Source organism: Bizionia psychrotolerans (assembly GCF_001039595.1).
The window spans coordinates 1-17986 of the sequence record NZ_JNGS01000017.1 but is presented as its reverse complement, the minus strand read 5'-3'; the positions used below and the strand labels follow the sequence as shown (position 1 = coordinate 17986).

General features: G+C 33.4%; 20 protein-coding genes and 1 pseudogene. 20 read left to right on the top strand and 1 reads right to left on the bottom strand.

The features are described 5' to 3' along the window. The 18 genes from GK51_RS02515 to GK51_RS01800 all read left to right on the top strand — a co-directional run. The coding region (locus GK51_RS02515; RefSeq protein WP_048331391.1) for a GbsR/MarR family transcriptional regulator at nt 1-491 on the top strand (491 nt) is incomplete at its 5' end. A 1-nt stretch (nt 492) separates the two neighbouring features. After that, nucleotides 493-1611 (top strand): efflux RND transporter periplasmic adaptor subunit, encoded by a 1119-nt coding sequence (locus GK51_RS01875; RefSeq protein ID WP_048331389.1) that lies wholly within the window; start codon nt 493-495, stop codon nt 1609-1611. A gap of 8 nt (nt 1612-1619) precedes the next feature. After that, a complete protein-coding gene (locus GK51_RS01870) occupies nt 1620-4763 on the top strand; it encodes an efflux RND transporter permease subunit (protein ID WP_048331387.1) in 3144 nt (1047 codons plus the stop codon). A 6-nt stretch (nt 4764-4769) separates the two neighbouring features. Further along, nucleotides 4770-6188, top strand: a complete 1419-nt coding sequence (locus GK51_RS01865; RefSeq protein WP_048331386.1) for an efflux transporter outer membrane subunit — start codon at nt 4770-4772, stop codon at nt 6186-6188. Nucleotides 6189-6200: 12 nt separating this feature from the next. After that, nucleotides 6201-6596 carry a hypothetical protein gene (locus tag GK51_RS01860; RefSeq protein WP_048331384.1) on the top strand — a complete coding sequence of 132 codons (396 nt, stop codon included), beginning with the start codon at nt 6201-6203 and terminating at the stop codon, nt 6594-6596. Between the two features lie 250 nt (nt 6597-6846). Then, a complete protein-coding gene (locus GK51_RS01855; RefSeq protein ID WP_048331383.1) occupies nt 6847-7704 on the top strand; it encodes a tetratricopeptide repeat protein in 858 nt (285 codons plus the stop codon). Between the two features lie 162 nt (nt 7705-7866). Next, nucleotides 7867-8235: a hypothetical protein gene (locus GK51_RS01850; protein ID WP_048331382.1), complete on the top strand. Its 369-nt coding sequence runs from the start codon at nt 7867-7869 to the stop codon at nt 8233-8235. A 204-nt stretch (nt 8236-8439) separates the two neighbouring features. After that, entirely contained in the window at nt 8440-8820 is a 381-nt protein-coding gene (locus GK51_RS01845; RefSeq protein WP_048331381.1) for a hypothetical protein, read from the top strand. A gap of 239 nt (nt 8821-9059) precedes the next feature. After that, nucleotides 9060-10313 carry a nuclear transport factor 2 family protein gene (locus GK51_RS01840; protein WP_048331379.1) on the top strand — a complete coding sequence of 418 codons (1254 nt, stop codon included), beginning with the start codon at nt 9060-9062 and terminating at the stop codon, nt 10311-10313. Nucleotides 10314-10373: 60 nt separating this feature from the next. Next, nucleotides 10374-10622 carry a hypothetical protein gene (locus GK51_RS01835; RefSeq protein WP_048331377.1) on the top strand — a complete coding sequence of 83 codons (249 nt, stop codon included), beginning with the start codon at nt 10374-10376 and terminating at the stop codon, nt 10620-10622. 124 nt (nt 10623-10746) lie between these two features. Then, nucleotides 10747-10998, top strand: a complete 252-nt coding sequence (locus GK51_RS01830) for a type II toxin-antitoxin system ParD family antitoxin (protein ID WP_048331376.1) — start codon at nt 10747-10749, stop codon at nt 10996-10998. Continuing rightward, nucleotides 10991-11290, top strand: coding sequence for a type II toxin-antitoxin system RelE/ParE family toxin (locus tag GK51_RS01825; RefSeq protein WP_048331374.1), 300 nt, complete (start codon nt 10991-10993; stop codon nt 11288-11290). The genes GK51_RS01830 and GK51_RS01825 overlap by 8 nt, the downstream gene beginning before the upstream one ends. Further along, nucleotides 11291-12475, top strand: a complete 1185-nt coding sequence (locus tag GK51_RS01820; protein ID WP_048331372.1) for an MFS transporter — start codon at nt 11291-11293, stop codon at nt 12473-12475. It abuts the gene before it with no gap. 52 nt (nt 12476-12527) lie between these two features. Then, nucleotides 12528-13016, top strand: a complete 489-nt coding sequence (locus GK51_RS01815; protein WP_048331370.1) for a TlpA family protein disulfide reductase — start codon at nt 12528-12530, stop codon at nt 13014-13016. Nucleotides 13017-13022: 6 nt separating this feature from the next. Next, nucleotides 13023-13292: a hypothetical protein gene (locus tag GK51_RS01810; protein WP_048331369.1), complete on the top strand. Its 270-nt coding sequence runs from the start codon at nt 13023-13025 to the stop codon at nt 13290-13292. 291 nt (nt 13293-13583) lie between these two features. Beyond that, complete coding sequence (locus GK51_RS02605) at nt 13584-13715, top strand: hypothetical protein (protein WP_316932013.1); 132 nt, start codon at nt 13584-13586, stop codon at nt 13713-13715. A 1-nt stretch (nt 13716) separates the two neighbouring features. Continuing rightward, entirely contained in the window at nt 13717-14490 is a 774-nt protein-coding gene (locus tag GK51_RS01805) for a mechanosensitive ion channel family protein (protein ID WP_316932012.1), read from the top strand. A gap of 134 nt (nt 14491-14624) precedes the next feature. Beyond that, on the top strand, nt 14625-15389 hold the full coding sequence (locus GK51_RS01800) for a CDP-alcohol phosphatidyltransferase family protein (RefSeq protein ID WP_048331368.1): 765 nt from the start codon (nt 14625-14627) through the stop codon (nt 15387-15389). A 64-nt stretch (nt 15390-15453) separates the two neighbouring features. Here the strand turns inward: GK51_RS01800 and GK51_RS01795 are convergent, their stop codons facing one another. Then, complete coding sequence (locus GK51_RS01795; RefSeq protein ID WP_048331366.1) at nt 15454-16455, bottom strand: NAD(P)H-dependent glycerol-3-phosphate dehydrogenase; 1002 nt, start codon at nt 16453-16455, stop codon at nt 15454-15456. Between the two features lie 166 nt (nt 16456-16621). Here GK51_RS01795 and GK51_RS01790 point away from each other — a divergent pair, with 166 nt between their 5' ends. Both GK51_RS01790 and GK51_RS01785 read left to right on the top strand, forming a co-directional pair. Continuing rightward, nucleotides 16622-17569: a hypothetical protein gene (locus GK51_RS01790; protein WP_048331365.1), complete on the top strand. Its 948-nt coding sequence runs from the start codon at nt 16622-16624 to the stop codon at nt 17567-17569. A 164-nt stretch (nt 17570-17733) separates the two neighbouring features. Continuing rightward, nucleotides 17734-17986: pseudogene (locus tag GK51_RS01785) on the top strand (peptidoglycan-binding protein LysM); the annotation flags it as partial.

Sequence of the window (17986 nt, the reverse complement as noted above, 5' to 3'; positions counted from 1 at the left end):
AAAAGAAATACCAGTTAGTTGAAAAACTAGGCGTTCATTTTGAGAATTCAGAACAGATGGCTCCAGTTGCTGCGCGTATTTTTGCTTTCATTATTTTAACTGGAAAAGCTGGCGTTACTTTTGACGATTTGGTGTATAACTTATGTGCTAGTAAAAGCACTATTTCCTCGCATCTGAACCATTTACAAGACATTCATAAAATTTCCTATTTCACAAAAATGGGTGATCGAAAAAAATATTTTGTTATTAATCCAGATTTATTAATTCAAAGTATTGATGGTATGATTAGTCAATGGCAATCTGAAAAAGAGCTTCACGAAGAAATGACAGATTATAAACTAGGAATTAATAATTTGGAGAATACAACTTCCGAGTTAAAATTCGATTTAACCTATCACAATAATTATATAAGATTTTTAAATTCAGCTATGGCATCCATGACGGAATTAAAATCCAACTTAGCATCAATAAAAACTCAAACGCCAACTTAAAATGAAAAAAAGCATATTCAATATCGGTATTCAGTGTGCATTACTTTTTGTACTATTTAGCTGTGAAAAGAAGGAAACACAACAAAAAGCACCACCATTAATGCCATATCCAGTAGTTCAAGTTGCTAAGCAAACTGTGACCACTCATGAAAATTTCCCAGCTAGTATAGAAGGCGAAGTGAATAGTGAAGTGCGACCAAAAATTTCAGGTTATATTAAAGAAGTATTGGTAACAGAAGGTCAAGCGGTAAAGCAAGGTCAATTATTATTCAGGCTAGAAACACAATCATTAAGTCAGGATGCACAAGCAGCTAAAGCAAATGTGAACGCAGCTCAAGTTGAGGTTAATAAATTAAAACCACTAGTAGAAAAAAACATTATCAGTAGTGTACAACTAGAAACGGCTAATGCCAAATTATTGCAAGCGCAAAGTGCCTATAACAGTATAGGAGCCAATATTGATTATGCCAATGTAAAAAGTCCTGTGGATGGTGTTGTGGGTTCAATCAACTTTAGAAAAGGTGCTTTGGTCAGTGCTCAAGACCCTATGCCATTAACAAATGTATCATCTATTGATGATGTGTTTGCTTATTTCTCAATGAATGAAAAAGCGTTTATTTCGTTTATGAGTGAAGCAAAAGGCGAAACATCTGAAGAGAAATTAAAACAATTTCCAGAAGTGAAATTACAATTAGCAAATGGTGAATTGTATGATAAAATGGGTAAAATTGAAACCATTGCAGGAGACATTAATGTTCAAACAGGAACGATAACATTTCGTGCCAAATTTGATAATAAATCAGGCGTACTTCGAAATGGCAGTAGCGGAACGGTTTTAATTCCTAAAACATATACAGATGTAATGGTAATTCCATCTGAATCTACTTTTGAAAGACAAGGTAAAAGCTTTATCTATAAAGTATTTAATGATTCGTTGACCGAAAAACCTATTACGGTTTTAAAATCTTCTGGTCGTTTATTTATTATTAAAGATGGTATAGAAGAGGGTGAAACTATTTTAGCAAAAGGACTTAATAAAGTGAGTTCAGGGAGTAAAATAAAACCTATCATGAAGCCATTAGATAGTATTATTAACTCGTTTGAGACGGTATTTAAATAAGCCTAATTATGTTAAAGAAATTCATTGAAAGACCCGTTTTATCAACGGTTATCTCTATTATAATCGTTATTCTAGGTGTTTTAGGGTTATTGCAATTGCCAGTTACTCAATATCCTGATATTGCACCACCAACGGTTCAAGTTACTGCATCTTATCCTGGAGCAAATGCTGAAACTATTTTGGAGAGTGTTATTGTTCCTATTGAAGAACAAATTAATGGTGTGGAAGGGATGACTTATATCACATCTACAGCTAGTAACTCAGGAACTGCGACCATTCAGGTGTTTTTTGAACAAGGTTACGATGCAGATATTGCTGCCGTAAACGTGCAAAATCGTGTTTCTCGCGCCAATGCTTTATTACCTTCGGAAGTAACAAGAGCTGGTGTTATTACTCAAAAACAACAAAACTCAGCTTTGCTTTATGCAGCCGTTTACTCAACCAATCCAGAGTATGATGATACTTTTATTCAGAATTATTTGAATATCAACATCAAACCAGAATTACAGCGTATTAATGGCGTTGGTGCTGTAAATGTATTTGGTGGTAAAGATTATTCAATGCGTATATGGTTAGATCCAGATAAAATGGCAGCGTATAAATTAGAACCTCGTGATGTAACGCAAGCTATTAACGAGCAAAGTTTGGAGGCAGCTGCAGGATCTTTTGGTCAAAATACAGGTGAATCTTTTGAGTATGTTATTAAATATAAAGGACGTTATAAAGTTGCTACCGATTATGAAAACATTGTTGTAAAAGCACTTGGTAATGGTGAATATTTGCGTGTTAAAGATGTGGCTAAAGTTGAACTTGATGCCTTTTCATATTCATCCGTATCCAGAACCAAAGGAAAACCGGCTATAAACTTTGGAGTCTTCCAAACTCCAGGTTCCAATGCGCAAGAAATTATTGAAAATATTTATGCTAAAATGGATAATCTAAAAAAGGATTTTCCTGAAGGGATTGATTACCTAGTAAACTATGATACCAATAAATTTCTTACCGCATCTATTGAAAAAGTATTGCATACCTTATTGGAAGCCTTTTTACTAGTGTTTTTGGTTGTGTTTATTTTCTTACAAGATTTTAAATCTACATTAATTCCAGCTATTGCTGTTCCCGTTTCTATTATTGGGACATTCTTCTTTTTAAATGTATTGGGTTACTCTATTAACTTACTAACATTATTTGCGCTTATTTTGGCTATAGGTATTGTGGTGGATGATGCTATTGTTGTCGTTGAAGCCGTTCATGCTAAATTAGAAGAAGGCTATGATGATGCCAAAAAAGCATCCATTTCAGCTATGAGTGAAATTAGCGGAGCCATCGTTTCTATAACATTGGTTATGATAGCCGTTTTTGTTCCAATTACCTTTATTCAAGGACCATCAGGTGTGTTTTACGAGCAATTTGGTGTTACCTTAATGATTGCTATATTTATTTCGGCATTAAACGCCTTAACTTTAACGCCTGCTTTATGTGCTATTTTCTTAAAACCGCATAAAGAGCATGAGCATAAAAAGACATCTCTTCTACAGCGTTTTTATGATGCATTTAATAGTGGGTTTAACGCAACAACTAGAAAATATACACAATCATTAGGTTTTTTATTAAAACACAAATGGATTACGTTTTTAATTTTAGGCTTGGGTATTTTTGCTATTATTTCAGCGAATAAAGTTATACCTACAGGCTTTGTACCAGCCGAAGATCGTGGTGTTATTTTTATGAATGCTGTATTGCCTCCAGGTTCATCATCAGATCGTTCTTATCAAGTGAACGAAAATATGTATGAAATTATAAAGGGTATTGAAGGTATTCAAGCTGCGTCATTTATTAGTGGTCAGAACTTCTTTTCTGGTCAAGGTAGTTCCAATGCCATGGGCTTTATTATTTTGGAACCTTGGGATGAACGTGAAACTGAAGCCGAATCTGTTGATGCCATTATCGGTCAATTATTTCAGAAATCCGCTTTAATTCCAGATGCAAATATTCTGTTTTTCACACCACCTAGTGTGCCAGGTTTTGGTAGTGCAGATGGTTTTGAAATGCGTTTATTAGATAGAAATGCAAGACCGCTTACCGAACTTGATGCTACTGCAACCGATTTTGTTCGATTACTAAATCAGCAACCAGATATAGCCTTTGCCTCCAACTCTTTTAGCACCAATTTTCCACAATTGGAATTGAGTATAAATGTGGAACGCGCTAAAGAAGCTGGTATTTCTACAAGTGCTATTTTATCAGCCTTACAAGGTTATATTGGCGGTAATTATGTGGCGGACTTTAGTCGTTTTGGTAAACAATTCCGTGTATTTATTCAGGCCCTACCAGAGGATCGAGTGGATGAAGCTAGTCTAAATAGTATGATGGTTAAAACACCAAGTGGACACATGACGCCTATTTCACAATACGTTTCTTTTAAACGGGTTTATGGACCACAAACGGTTAATCGTTTTAACTTATTTAATGCGGTAACTGTAAATGGTTCCGCAACACCAGGATTTAGTTCCGGTGATGCGATTAATACCATTAACGAATTGGCAGAAGCTAATTTGCCAGAAGGGTATCAAGTAGCTTATTCAGGAATTACACGAGAGGAAATTGCTTCAGCAGGACAATCTACCATCATTTTTATGATTAGTATTCTGTTTGTGTACTTCTTATTATCAGCACAATACGAAAGTTATTTATTACCATTAGCTATTATTTTATCCTTGCCAATTGGTGTAGCTGGTGCGTATTTTACAACCTGGTTAACCGGTTTGGAAAATAATATTTATTTCCAAATTGCCTTAATTATGTTAATCGGATTACTCGCTAAAAACGCCATTTTAATTGTAGAGTTTGCCGTTCAGAGACGTCAACATGGGCTCTCGCTTGTAGATGCAGCAATTGATGGTGCCAAGGTACGTTTACGTCCAATTTTAATGACATCATTCGCCTTTATATTAGGACTTTTACCATTAGTTTTAGCTACAGGTGTTGGAGCAGCAGGTAATAACTCCATTGGAACAGGAGCCGTTGGTGGTTTATTAATTGGAACCATAATAGGTGTCTTTGTCATTCCAGTATTGTTTATTATTTTTCAATGGTTACAAGAAAAAGTAACGGGTGTTCCAGAAGCCGTAAATCAACAAAATCAAGCCTAGCAGATTATGAAAGTATTTTTAAATAAACAAGTGTTTTTAAGAGGAAGTGTTCTGGTATTTGTGTTGATTACCATGCAAAGTTGTTTGGTTGCAAAAGATTATGAACGTCCAGATTTAGAAGTTGAAACTGAAAATTTATTCCGTACCGATGAATTGCCAACTGATAGTTTATCCATGGCAGATGTGTCTTGGAAAGACGTTTTTACCGATCCGTATTTAACGCAATATATTGAAGAAGGCTTACAGAATAACATTGATATTCGCGTTGCAATTCAGCAAATTATTGCAGGTGAAGCTTATCTAAAACAAGGTAAAGCAGGCTTTCTGCCAACATTAAGTGCAGGTGCTTCAGTAACACATCAAGAACTAGCAAAAAATAGCCAATTTGGTTCGTTTTTTAATGGTGCTATAGATCAGTATGAAGCGGTAGCTAGTTTATCTTGGGAAGCTGATATTTGGGGGAAAATTCGTAGTAATAAACGTGCGTTTCAAGCAGGCTATTTAAAAAGTATTGCGGCTCATCAAGCGGTAAAAACGCGACTTATTGAAACTATTGCAACTACTTATTACACATTGGTAGCTTTAGATGCCCAATTAGCAATTGCCGAAGAAACGACAGAAACTCGACGAAAAAGTGTAGAAACTATAGAAGCTTTAAAAGAAGCTGGACAAGTAACACAAGTAGCAGTAGATCAAAATGTGGCGCAGTATAACAATGTGCGTGCGCTTCAAATTGATATTCAACGGGAGATTTTTAAAACTGAAAATACTTTAAGTATTTTATTAGGCAAGCAGCCGCAAAATTATGAGCGCAATACATTAGATGCGCAAAACATTACAACCGAAATGAAACTGGGAGTGCCTTATGTTTTATTGCGTAACAGACCAGATGTTATTGCTGCCGAAAATGATTTTATGCAGGCTTTTGAAATGACCAATGTTGCCAAAGCTAACTTTTATCCTTCCTTGACCTTAAGTGCTTCAGGTGGTTTTCAAAGTTTGGAATTTCAAAATTGGTTTAATACCAATTCACTTTTTGCCAATATTGTAGGTGGATTAACCCAACCTATTTTTAATCAGCGAAAAATTAGAACCCAATACGAAGTTTCGCAAGCACAACAAGAGCAAGCCTTTTTAAACTTCAAGCAAACCTTATTAGTAGCTGGTCAAGAAGTATCAAACGCTATGTATGCCTACCAAGCAGAAGTTGATAAATTTGAATTTCGTGAAAATGAAGTCGAAGCCTTACGTCGTGCAGAATCTAATTCGGAAACCTTGTTGGATAATGGATATGCTAATTATTTAGATTTATTAACCGCTAGACAAAGTGTGTTAACAGCTGAATTGAATAGTATTGACAACAAATTAGAGCAATTATTAGCAGTTGTGAGTTTTTATAAAGCACTAGGTGGTGGTTGGAAATAAAACTTATTTGAAATGAAAAAAGATATTGAAATTCCAAAAGCTGAAGGCGTTTATATAGCGGTTGTAAACGAGTATAACGATATTTACAAAACTCAAGATTGGAACGCCTATATTATTAATGATAAGGGCATCCAATTAGAAATGGTTATTATTGTTACCTCTGGCTACACTAAAGAGAAAATGACTTCTATTTTCCGAAAAAAGCTAGACACACTTCCAGCAAAAAGTTATGCAAAAATAGAACTCATGCAAGAAGACTTATTTGCTTTAAACAACCAGTTTAAAGTCACTTTTTTTGAAGGCAATACCATGTATGACAAAACCTTCCTATTCCGAAAAAACACGATTAATTTAAAGGCTTTGCAGGCTGTTCCGCTTATGGACGTTAAAGGGGTTTTGGTTCGCTAAATTCCTGCGGACGCAGGAATCTCCTCGCAAACAAGGCATATTCTTAAATACAGATCAAAACACAGCAGGAATTCTCAATATTCAAAATAACTAATCTATTCAACAAATTTTCTATCTCATTACCTAACCAAAAATTACGTAGAACTACGTATGGGTATAACTGGTTTAAATTTGTAGATTTGGTGTTGAGATAATGGATATATGCACACCATTATCTATATACATAAGTTGTGCATAATTAAAACAAACTATGAGAATAATAATTATAGCCCTAATATTAATTTCAAATATTGGGTTTTCACAAAATAATCTGAATGAATTAAAATTTGACACAAAGTATTTTAACGCAGTTGATAAATGGGTTGCCTTTCCAAAAAAAGATACAGACTCCACTTATTCTTATGGATTTATTTATTTGGACAATCAAGCAGGTTTCACCTTTAATTACGAGACTAAATTTCAAATAAAAGAGCAAGAATTAATAAACATCAAACAAGATTCGACTGTCGGATTTATGAAATATCGACTTGAGCCAAATACAAGTTTGGTTTCTGTTTTGACCGAAAATCAAGTTTCTGCGTTGAATTTACCTAAAGAACCTGAATGGCTATCTATTTATAAAGCAGGTTCCGAACAAGTAGATTATTTAAAACAAGAAGGTTATCACTTTAACCACGCTGGCGCTTCTGAATTAGCTCTAAAACCTTTGTTAAAGGCTTATGAAATCGAACCACATTTTGACGGACTTGAATTTGAATTAGCATTTGCTTACAATCATTTGGGACAATTCGAAAATGCAATTCCTATTTTGGAAAAAGCAATTGAGAATAACCCTAAAAATTATTACTTTTTCAGAGAGTTGGGCTATTCTTATTTAGGTTTAAATAAGGTGGAAAATGCCGAAAAAACATATCGAAAAGGAATTCAAAAGTCAGACAACGACTTTGAAAAAAGTGAAATGTCAGTTAATATGGCTCAAGCTTATTTCAAACTCAAAAATAAAAAGAAATTTGATGAATGGGCTGAATTGACGAGAAAGTACTCAACAAAAGACAAAAGATACTTGCAGTACATCGAACAATTTGAACAGAACTGGAATATAAAATAACTATGTACAACAACGTGGTTAATTCATTGCTAGTTATAGATTACTTACGAAAATCCTATCGGATTTTTTATTTGGTTTATATTTGTTAAGTTATGTGGTTAAACTCTTAACAAACCATATAAAAACACGCTTCCACCAATACACAAAAAACTAATCCTACGAATGAAAAACGCTCTGATTTTAATAATAATTTTAAGCTTCATATCGTGCAGTAAGACAACACCTTCTGGATTTTGGCTGAATTATGAAAAAAAATTGATTACAGCAAAACAAAATGACCAAGGTCCTTTTGGCGGAAGATTGTCCGTGAATTGGGTTGCGGATAAAGATTCTGAATTTGACATTAAAATAATAACTGAATTTGCCGATAAAAATGATTGGAAACTAATTGACAGTACTACATATTCAAAAACGGAATTGATTGATATGACTGATTTTGGAAAACCTACAACCAAACTTCCTATCAAAATTTTTACGCCTAAATCAAAAAAGTCCCGACTTGATATCGGAATCTTTTCCTCGCTGGATTGAAACGGATTTTAAGCTTTACCGATTTAAAACTGACTGGTTGATTTTTGAATCTGGAACTGATGACTCTACCAATGAAAACGGATTTTTATTATTAAGTTCCGACAATAAACAAATGACTGTTCATCATTTATGGGGAGAATAAACAGAAAAAGTATTTAACCACTCAACAAACCATATATAACTGTGTTCCCACTATTGTAAAAAATGAATAAACTCCCAATCTTTTTTTTAATTGCATGGTTGTCTTTGTCAACCCAAATTCATGCGCAAACAACCCGTTATATTTCAACCAAATGCTACATTGGTTATTTTTCGTATGACAAAAAATATGAACTAAAAAGGGTGGATTGCGCAAAGCCTAAAGCAATAATAACCAACCCTATAGAAAGGAATGACATAGAAAAGCAACAGGCTATAATTAAAATGAAAGCATATCAGGAAAAACTAAAAAACCTGGGTTATCATGTGGACATCACGGGAAGAATTGATGACAAAACGGCAAAGGCTCATAATAGATATTTGAGCAAACAGCAAAGATTAGAAAAGCGGAAACAAAGGGCTGATAAGAAGACAACAGAATCATAATACTGAATCGCGCAATAACAAACTAATTATTTAGTTTAAACTAAAAAATTAGTTATATTTGAATTCACTCTAAATTATGAGCTATGAAATTCATCAGTTTGGTATGCTGTTTTTTTTTTAACAGTCGCCATGTTTTCGCAAGGAGATTCACAGTATAAAATTCCCACCACACAGCAATTGGATTCCATACAAGAATTGGCAAATTCCAACAACATAGAATGGACTATAACTCAAAAAGAATGAAAAACGTATTTCTAATTTTAGTACTTGCCATTAGTAGTTTCGTATGTGCTCAAAACACCGACTATTTTAGGCAATTACGGTATAACCACGTTTCGCCATATATTGACATCGTTGGTATTCATCCTTTAGATAGTCTTACAGCTAGTACAACCTCTCATTATATTTTCAAGTCGGATAAATATAATAGGTTGGTGGAAATAATCAACCATCATTATCATACGGAAAAAGTGCATCCTTTAGCGTCATTAGGTGTTTATAAAGTAGTTTTCAACTATGAGGACGGCAAAGAAATCAGAACATTTTACGATCCAAATAGTAAAAGAATAGCAAACGACAGAAATGTTTATAAAGAAGTCTATTTACTAGACAAGAAAGGGTTGAGGTACCAACTAAATTTTTATGATTTGGAGGATAATCCTATGGAATCTAATTGGAAAATCACCGAATATCAATGGGAGAAATCGAAAAGATTTATTGTTGAAAAACGGTATAATTTAAATAAAGATTTAGTGCCTGTTTCGCCTTATTTTAAATTCGGCATTACGGGAATTCTATTGGATAAAAAAGGTGCTCCAAAAGGGCATTATAACTTAAATTCAACTTTAGCCATTACCGAAAATGAAGATGGATTGGCATCCTATCAAGATACTTTTGACGACAAAGGAAACCATATAAAATACACCTATCACAATAAAGATAACAACCTTGTTATGAATCAATGGAATTTTGCCGCTGGTGAAAAAAAATATGATGTGTTAGGCAACTTTATCGAACTTGAATTATTAGACGAAACCGGAAATACGATAGTGATTCGCAACATTCCTTCCAATGTTTCCATTAAAATAAGTCCGATAGCTACAAGGCAAGATTCGTTAGATATTAAAGAACGTTCAATAGGTTATTTAGAAGCGCTTCAGCAATTAAAACCAGATCTTATGGATACAGTTTTAAATGATAGCTTAAATAAAATTACTATTGATTACGATAGAAATAGCCAGAAACAATACGGACGTGCTACCAGTAAAAAACAAATGATTGCATTTGCAAATAGTTGGAATAAATCGGGAACCAAATTTCCCTTGCATCCTAAACAAGACATCACGATTTTAGATATTTATAACCGCATTGCAAACGTAAAAATAGTTTCCGATAATTGGGTGGAATATTTACAACTCATCAAATTAGAAGGTAAATGGGAAATAATGAATATTATTTGGCAATACAGAGATGTGGGCTTTTATAGGGATTAGCGTAATTATTGCGTAAATTGGTTGCTGAAATTCATATAAACATTTAAACAATTTCAGGAAATGGCACAACAGGAATTAGCAGATTTAACGAACGCGCAATTACTAGAAGAGAAAAAGAAAATACAATATAACAAAGTCGTCAATGCAGCGCTTATTGGTTTATGTATAGGAATTGCGGTTTATAGTGCTGTAAAAAATGGATTTGGATTTTTTACGTTGTTCCCTTTACTTTTGACTTACCCTTTTATTAAAAATGGAAAAAAAATCATGGCTTTAGAGAACGAATTAAAATCTCGTAACCTATCTTAATAGTTCTTCTTTCTTTTGTGTTATCTTTTAGCATTACTAGACCTAGCAAAACAAAAATCTTAATAAATAGCTCGATTTTGGTATTATACCAATTTTTGGTATATTTGAAGTAAAGCCAATCACCATGAACAAAAACACATCTATATCACTCGGAAATTATTTTGATCAATTTGTTCAAAACAGCATACGTGAAGGTCGATTTAAAAATGTAAGCGAAGTAATACGAGCTGGCTTAAGACTTTTGGAGGAAGAAGAAAGTAAAGTAATAGCTTTGAAAAGTGCCATTCAGGAAGGAATGGATAGCGGAATTGCACATGATTTTGATCCAAAGAAACATCTTGAAGCTCTAAAAGCAAAGAAACATTCAAATGGCTGAATTTAAACTGACCAATAAAGCGGTTGAGGATTTATCCAGAATTTGGGAGTATACCTATGAGGTTTGGTCTGAAAAGCAAGCAGACACCTATTACGAATCTCTTATTTCCAATTGTAAAGACCTTGCAGAAAATCCAGATTTAGGGAAAAACTATGAGGGAATTACGGGAAATTTACTGGGATTGAGAACAAAACGTCACATAATTTTTTATAGAACTCTTGACACTAATTATATAGAAATTACTAGAATTTTACACGAGCGAATGGATTTGAAAGAACGAATTATCGAATAAGTGAAACAGCCAAAATTCGTTCTTCCAGTCATTATTATTTCGCAGTTCTTCTGCACCTCATTATGGTTTGCTGGAAATGGTGTTATTAATGATTTGGTTTTAAACTTCCAACTTCAAGCCAATGCTTTAGGCCATATAGCATCTGCGGTTCAATTCGGATTTATTATAGGAACCCTTATTTTCGCAATTTTGACTATTGCAGATCGGTTTTCGCCATCTAAAGTGTTTTTTGTTAGTGCAGTACTCGCTGCACTATTTAATTTGGGAATTATATGGCAAGGGAATAATTTAGCAACTTTACTAACACTCCGTTTTTTTACAGGATTTTTTCTAGCTGGCATTTATCCAATCGGTATGAAAATAGCATCCGATTATTATAACCAAGGACTTGGTAAATCGCTCGGCTTTTTAGTTGGTGCTTTGGTTTTAGGAACTGCCTTTCCTCATTTATTAAAACATCTTATTGGAACACTGCCTTGGAAATCTGTCTTGTTAGCAACATCCACATGCGCTCTTTTTGGCGGATTACTTTTAGTTGTTTTGGTGCCTGATGGACCAAATAGAAAACCCAATAAACAATCTAACTTTTCGGCTTGTTTTAAGGTGTTTAAAAACAATGAATTTCGTTCTGTAGCTTTTGGTTATTTCGGTCATATGTGGGAATTGTATGCCTTTTGGGTGTTTGTTCCTATTATGCTAAAAACCTATAGTTTGTTGCATTCAGAAGTACAATTCAATATTCCGTTGTTATCTTTTGTTATTATTGGTGTGGGCGGTTTGGCTTGTGTACTTGGTGGTTATTTGGCACAAACTGTCGGAACCAAGAAAACAGCTTTTATAGCTTTATGGTTATCAGGTATTTGTTGTTTACTCTCACCTTTTATTTTTGTTTCAACAAGCGCTAGTCTGTTTGTCGGTTTTCTTATTTTTTGGGGAATGGTTGTTATTGCCGATTCACCCTTGTTTTCAACATTAGTGGCTCAAAATGCACCAAATGATATAAAAGGAACGGCTTTGACCATTGTAAATTGTATTGGGTTCTCCATAACCATTATCAGTATTCAATTAATTACTTATTTGATACAATTAACAGATTCACATGCTGTTTTTACCATTTTGGCTCTGGGTCCCATTTTAGGATTGATCGCTTTGAAGTGGAAAACAAAAGTTTCGTCAGCAGTTTAAGAAATTAATTTATTAAATTAGTTTAACGCCATAAACAAATTCAAGATTCCCAATGAAAAAAGCTACGCTACTATTTGTTTTACTTATAACTATCAGTTCCTTCTCTCAAAAGAAAAAGTTATGGGCAAAATCGTTTATTAACAAAGAAGCTCCAGAATTTGTTGTTGAAGAATGGCTAACTGACATTCCGAATATGGAAGGGAAATTTGTTTTAATTGATTTTTGGGCAACGTGGTGTGGACCTTGCAAAAAAGCCATTCCAGAAATGAATAAATTTCATGAGGAGTTTAAAGATGATTTGGTCGTTATTGGTCTGAGTGATGAATCCAAAGCAAAAGTATTAAAACAAGTTAATCCTAAAATGGACTATTATTCTGCTATAGATACCCAAAAACGACTGAACACTAGTTATAAGGTTCAAGGTATTCCACATTGTGTGATAATAAATCCAAAAGGCATCGTGGTTTGGGAAGGTTGGCCAGGATTGAAAGGTCATGAATTGACATCTGAAGTGATTAAAGAATTAATAGATAAAGGCTAGAAACATATGCACGGTAGTTTATCACAATTTAAAGCAGCTCAAGAACGTAAAAAATCACGTGATTCTAAACGACGAAAAACTTTTGAAAATGGCAATCAAGCGTTTACTGGTTCAGACGACAAAGCGGAATATGATTTCCCAGAATTATCGGAATCTGAAATGGAGATTTTAAAATCAGATATTCGTAATAAACTTCAAGCGGATAAAAGAAAGGAAAGAATTATAGTTTTTTGTATCGTTGTGGTTGTTGCTTTCGTGATTGTTTATTTTGCTTAAACCAACAACATAATGTTTTAAAGATATCACATGGTTTTATTAACTCATAACGTCACTATTATTTTAAGAAGTAGCTAAAATTAAAAGCACACGAAATAGCATTTGATATGATTAAAGATTTAATTGGAAATAAATAATTTCAATCTGATTGTTTTCTTGCGGTTGTATTTTTTGACAAAAATTAGGTCTACTTTTACTATCTTAGTTTCAAAGGGGTAAAACCTTGACATGTACGTCATCGCCTATTTTTTGCATTTTTTTAAACTCATATTTAACAGCAATTAAGAACAGATGGAAATACTTGAAAATATAAGTCAATGGCTGGATGCACATCCTGTTTCATCCAATGTTATTAAATATCTTATTTGGGCTGTATTTATACTTTTAGCTATTGCATTTTTAAGACGTTTTTTTAAGACGTAAAATGCCAGATATTTCTATTCGTTATAAATCTCAAAAGGCGGTTGAAATTTTAGGTTACATACTACTTATTGTGGTAACGATCTCCTTTTTTACAGGTAGTATTAAAGATTTTGCATTAGCTATTGGGTTATTAACTGCAGGTATTACTATAACCTTACAGGAATTAATTTTAAGTATTGCAGGATCGTTCTATATCTTTTTTGTGGGTGTTTATAAACCTGGTGATCGCATACAAATTAACAATATAAAAGGTGATGTTATAGACATTGATAGTGTTTATACTACCATGATGGAAATTGGCGAGTGGGTATCTAGTGATAACTATAGCGGTAGAATTGTAAAATTAAGTAATGCGTTTGTTTTTAAAGGGCCTGTTTACAATTACTCTAAAGATTTTCCATTTGTTTGGGATGAATTTAATTTGCCTATCCGATATGGTTCCGATGTGGAATTAGCCAAAACAATAATTGTTCAAATTGCATCGGAAACCTTATCTGAATATGTTTCAGAATCTAAGGCGAAATGGAGTGAAGTTGTTAATAAATACTACATTGAAAATGCGCAAGTAGATCCTACTTTGGCAATTACTATGACGGATAATTGGATTCAATTCAACTTAAGATATATTGTAGATTACAAAAAACGAAGATATACCAAGCACATTTTGAATGAGCGTATTGGTCAAGAAATTCAAAAAACAGATGGACAAGTGAAATTAGCATCCGCAACTTTTGAAATTGTAAAAATTCCTCATATTAACTTGAAAAGTGAATAAAAAGACACCGACATTTAAAGTGTTATTTTTTTTAAAAAATCTACTTTCTTAATCTAACACATTATTTAGAGTTTAACCGTATCTTTGCACCTTTCAATGGTATATTCCACAGTATAGTTTTTCTATGAAATTACATGTCCAAATTACCAAAAGCGCATAAATTTCTTGACCTTTCAGATTATGGAAGGCCAATTGCCAAAGTTATTGCAAACGCACTACAAAACACAAATTTCACACCTATTCACGTAACAATCTGGTTCATTATATCTGGCTTAATTGGCATTTATTGCATTCTTCAAGGATATTATTGGCTGGCAGCTTTTTTCCTAATTTTTAAGTCGATTTTAGATGCAGCTGATGGCGAATTAGCTCGTGTAAAACAAAAACCATCTTACACAGGTAGGTATTTAGATTCCGTAGCCGACATAATACTCAATAGTTTAATTTTTGCGGCTATTTGGTTTGTTAGTGGTACAAATATCTGGATTTGTTTGTTAGCTTTTTTAGGACTGCAACTTCAAGGCACACTGTATAATTATTACTACGTTATTTTAAGAAATAAATTTGATGGAGATACTACCAGTCGCGTGTTTGAAAACGAAACACCAATAGCATTACATGGTGAAAAACAACAACATGTGGATATTCTTTTCGGTATGTATAAAATGCTTTATGGCGCTTTTGATAAAACTATTTATGCTTTAGATCCGCATGCTGAAAACGGCAAACCATTCCCGAAATTTTTAATGACCAGTATTTCAACCTTTGGTTTAGGCTTTCAATTACTCATAATTGCGATAATGCTAGTATTGGGCTTAAAAGCTTTTATTCTGCCCTTCTTTTTGGGCTATACGCTGATGATTTTTGTTTTTATCGGAATTAGGAAACTGTTTTATTAATTTATGAGATATAAAACATGGCGAAAACAGTTCTCCTCCTTTGAAGGAATTAGAGGAGCCTTTTTTAATCTAATTTATCCGTCAATTTCTCAAACACTTTTTTAGCATCTTTACCTTCATATAAAACAGCATAAACCGCGTCAATAATTGGTGTTCTTGTTTTATTCTTATTCTTTTCGTTTAGTAAATGTGCACTTTTAGTAGCATAATAACCTTCAGCAACCATGTTCATTTCCATTTGAGCCGATTTTACCGTGTAACCCTTCCCAATCATATTACCAAACATGCGGTTTCTAGAAAACACGGAGTAACCGGTCACTAATAAATCGCCTAAATAAGCCGAGTTATTAATGTTCCGTTTCATCTTATGCATTTTTTTAATAAAACGCTTCATTTCTCGAATGGCATTACTCATCAAAACACTCTGAAAATTATCACCATAACCCAAACCATGAGCAATTCCGGCAGCAATGGCGTAAATATTTTTCAGCATAACGGCATATTCGGTACCAATAACATCATCGCTAATTTTGGTTTTTATATAATCGCTTGCTAAATCTTTTGCTATTATTTTAGCCTTTTCGGCATCTGCACAGGAAATGGTAAGGTATGATAAACGTTCTAAAGCCACTTCTTCAGCATGACAAGGTCCTGCTATAACCGCTATGTTTTCAAAGGGAATTTTATAAACATCATGAAAATGCTCACCAACCAACAAACCAGATTCTGGAATGATACCTTTTACGGCAGAAACAATGGTTTTCTTTGAAACATCAGTTGTTAATTTTTCCAACTCGCTAAACATAAAAGCGGAGGGAATAGCAAAAATTAATACATCAGCATAATCTGCCATCTCGTTAATATCATTACTCAATTTCAAATGTTCCACTTTAAACTCAACCGAACTTAAATAACTTGGGTTATGGTATTCTTTAAGTAAATGCTCTTTGGTATAAACACTGCGCATGTACCAACCCACTTCTTCTAAATTTTCAGAAAGCATTTTTACAATAGCAGTGGCCCAACTTCCAGATCCGAAAACAGCGTATTTTAAAGGTTTACTCATTAAAAATAGTTTTTTTTTTAATTTCCGTGTAAACGGAAAACTTCATTAATTGTATTTCAAAAATACATAAAATTTTACGCTTTATCGATAATCCATGATAGGGCTTTTTTCATTTTTGGCACGTGTTTTGAATTCTTAATAATAATAAATTTAAAATGATGGACACATGAAAACAATAAAACTACTTTTCGCCTTTGCAATTTCAGCAACACTTTTTACGTCGTGCTACACGGAAGAAATAATTGTAGATAATTATAATCCAGGTCCAGAACCTTCTGTTTCTTTAAATCAGTTATTGAATAGTTATGAACTTTGGTATGTAGATATTAACCAAACTATTGGTTACAACGAAACGCCTTTTTTACAAATAGCATTTACTGTTTCGTTCAGAAATGGCAATATGTTTGCTAATAATAATTTGGTTGGTTTTGGTGACCAAGGAAACGGTTATGGCATTCAAACAGGAACCTATGATGCTTATAATGATATACTAGATGTGTATCACGTAATTGATGGGTACCAAACTTTTGATGTATATCAAATAGATAATAACACCATAGAGTTGTACAATCCGAATAACGATACCTCGTATTTTTTAAACGGATATCAACGTAGCAATTTTGATTATGACTTCGTGTTTTATGATAATATTCATTATTTCTTACAGGAATATGAGGCTTGGGAAAAAACATATACCAGTCCAACAGGTGCTCCAAATGAATTTGATTATGAAAACTATTTACAGTTTCTAGCTGGTGGAAATGACTCTGAATTTAGAAGTTCGCAAGACTTAAATGTGAATAATCCTAATAACATTTTTTGGGATTACACAGGTCTTTATGGTGTTGGAAACATTTCTGGAAACCGCTATTTAAAAACCTTGACTTTAGATTATGATTATTTTGCAAATGAGTTTTTTGAACTACGTGTGTTAAATGATGCGACTATAGAATTGTATCAACCAACATCTGGAACAGTTTATGAGTTTACAGGAAACGGTTACATTCAATTTATGAAGAATTCGGAAGGTAAACAATCGGATCAACTTAAAAAGCGAAAGTTTAAAGCGGAAAAAAAGGATAATCCACGTGAACCGATTCGAGAAAACGTATAAGTAATTTGAGGAGTCTAAAATTTTGAGGGAACTGCCTAATGAGAAATCATATGGTGGTTCTTTTTTATGTTAAAAAACTCAAAATAATCGCAAAAAGCAGTCAATTATTTTGTAAATTATGACTTCAAGAAATCAACTAATAATTATAAAAAACAATAAAAACTATGGGATTATTTTCATTTATTAAAAATGCAGGCGCTAAAGTATTCGGTATTGGAAAAACAGATGCAGAAGAAGCAGCCGAAGCAAAAGCAGATGCAGCAGCAGCCAAATTAAAACGTGAAGCAGCAGCAGCGAGTAAATTAAAAGAAACAGTTTCCGACTTGAAACTGGAGGCTCAAAACTTACAAATTAAAATTGATGGTGATACAGCAACCATTCACGGAATGGCTTACGATCAAGCCACACGCGAAAAAA